1 protein-coding gene and 1 pseudogene (1 of these 2 running past the window's edge) are annotated in these 2,672 nt (G+C 67.1%); both read left to right on the forward strand.

Annotation, left to right across the window (positions count from 1 at the left end; translation table 11 throughout):
• A pseudogene (locus BN903_RS18805) lies at positions 1–285 on the forward strand (metallophosphoesterase family protein) (it extends 273 nt beyond the left edge of the window).
• 595 nt (positions 286–880) lie between these two features.
• Positions 881–2,602: an aldehyde ferredoxin oxidoreductase family protein gene (locus BN903_RS13165; RefSeq protein WP_048078166.1), complete on the forward strand. Its 1,722-nt coding sequence runs from the start codon at positions 881–883 to the stop codon at positions 2,600–2,602.
• Positions 2,603–2,672: the final 70 nt, after the last annotated feature.

Genomic DNA, 2,672 nt, shown 5'->3' on the forward strand with positions numbered 1-2,672 from the left:
GGTGACGGAGACGCGTCCGGCGAGTCGGACGGCGTCTCGATCGCGGTCACGCACGGCACGAGCGACCTCGTCGTGAACGCGCTCGTCGACTGCGGCGACTACGACTACGCGTTCCACGGCCACACTCACGCCCACGGCGTCGAGGAGCGTGACGGGACGGTCCGCGTGAACCCCGGCGGACTCCCTATCCCGGTCGAGGGCGCGGACGACGCCTTCCGGGTCGCGACGCTCGACACCGCCGAGTCGGGCGTCGACGCGGTGACGCATCACGTCCTCGACGACTGACTCGGACCCGACGCCGAAACGGGCTCTCCGACCGTCGATTCTCAGGCCACATGTGGAGCAGCTTGGCTGATTTCTGAGCGTACCACACCTATTTACCGTGTCTAGGGGATAACCTGTTCCGTGCCCTCCAAAATCAAAGAGGTTGTGTTCAGTGAACCCTCCGGACGAGCCCAAGCGTTCGTCATGTTCGCTAGCTCAGTCTGTATGGGAAGCATCTACATTTATTTCGGTATTCTACGCGGCGTCCCCAGCATCAATTCGCTTGTTGCGGCGGTTGGATTCGCTCTGTCTGGACTTGCCGAGTCCCTCCCATCGGAGCGCCGACAGTTAGCAGGTGGATTGCGTGTCACCGCAATCGTCTTGCTGACCGGGCTACTCATCCTCATACTCTCTGCTCCCGAAGCTGTTCTCGGGTCATAGTAGCGGACCGTGTTCTCTTCGCAGATTCCATCAAGCGGCTGTTTCATACGGGTCCGTGTCTGAATAATCGATCTATCTCGGAGCCGGACGGGTACGTCTCCGAACCGAATCTGCCCGTCGTAGTCTCCCCGATCTCACCCCGAGTTTTATCGCCGCTCGCTCGTTCCGTACGCCCATGAGACACGCACAGGGGTCGCTCCTCACCGTCGACCTGACGGAGCGAACCGCGACGACGACGCCGATCGACGACCGGCTCGACTCGTTCGTCGGCGGCCGCGGGCTCAACACGTCGCTCGCGTACGACCGGATCCCGTTCGACGCCGACCCGCTCGGCCCGGAGAACCGACTGTACCTCTCGACCGGCCCGATGCAGTACTCGACGACCTCGTACACGGGCCGGATGGCGGCCACGGGCCTCTCGCCGCTCACGAACGGTCTCCTGTCGTCGAACGCGGGCGGGTTCCTCTCGCGGAACGTCACGGGCGCGGGGTACGCCGCGGTCGAACTCGTCGGCGCGAGCGACGACCTCCTCGCGGTCCACGTCCGCGAAGTCGGCCCGGGCGGCGAGCCGGACGTGACCTTCGAGGAGGTCCCGGACTTACAGCAGGCCGAGGTGTCGGCCGTCTCGGACCGCTTCGCGGAGACGCACGACTTGGAGCCGCAACACGTCGCCTGCATCGGTCCCGCGGGCGAGAACGGCGTCCGGTTCGCGTCGGTGATGACCTCGGACACGCGGGCGTTCGGGCGCGGCGGGCTGGGGGCCGTCCTCGGGTCGAAGGGCGTGAAGGCCCTGACGTTTGCGGGCGACGCGGACGCAGAGATCGACCTCGACTGGCCGGACGACGCGGGCGAGATCCACCGCGAGGCCGCCACCTCCGACTCGATCATGAAACGGCAGGGGACGACGAGCGTGACGGAGCTGGCCAACGAGGTGGACGCGCTCCCGTCGTACTACTTCGCGGAGCGGTCGTTCGAGGGCGTCGAGGGCATCTCCGGCGACCGCGTCGAGGAGAAGAAGTACAAGAAGGGGACCTGCTCAAGCTGCGCGTTCGCCTGTAAGCTCCCGACCCGCGACGAGGAGACGGGCGTCGAGACGGAGGGCCCGGAGTTCGAGACGGTGATGGCGTTCGGCTCGAACGCCGGCGTCGACGACATCGTCGACGTGATGCGCGCGAACGAGCTGTGCGACGAGCTGGGGATGGACACCATCTCCTGTGGCGACGTGGTCTCGATGTTCTTGGAGTCCGAAGACGAGTTCGGCAACGCGGGGCTGGTCCGCTCGCTCGTCGAGCAGATCGCCTACCGCGAGGGAGTGGGCGACAAGCTCGCGGAGGGCGTCCACCGCGCCCACGAGGAGTTCGGTGCCGACGACTGGACCGTAAAGGGGATGCCCTTCTCCGGCCACGACGGCCGCGCGCTCAACGGGCAGGGGCTGGCGTTCGCGACCGCGAACCGCGGCGCGGACCACATGTACGGGGAGTTCTACCCGTACGAGTACCCGCTCGTCGACCCCGACGACGCCTTCGACCCGACGGGGCTCGACGGGAAGCCGCCGAAGCTCGTCGAGAAGGAGAACCGCAACGCGGTCCTCGACTCGGCGGTCGTCTGTAAGTTCTCGCGAGGCACCGTCACCGACGACCACCTCGCCGCCCTGCTGGACGCCGACTACGACGACCTCCAGTCGCTCGGCGCTCGCGTCGTGGAGCTGGAGCGCGCGTTCAACAACGCCCGCGGCTTCGACCGCGAGGACGACACCCTCCCGTACGCCGACGCAATCTCAGGGTTCGACGCGGCGCTCTCGGAGTACTACGCGATCCGCGGCTGGAACGACGACGGCACCGTTCCCGACCCCGGCGACGGTCTCGACGCGGGGGGCCGGGCGACCGCGGACGACTGACGCTTCGCAGCCGAGCGTCGGCGGTCTACTCCTCGCTCGCGCCGTCCGGCTCGACGGCGACGCCACGGAA

This window comes from Halorubrum sp. AJ67, from assembly GCF_000513435.1.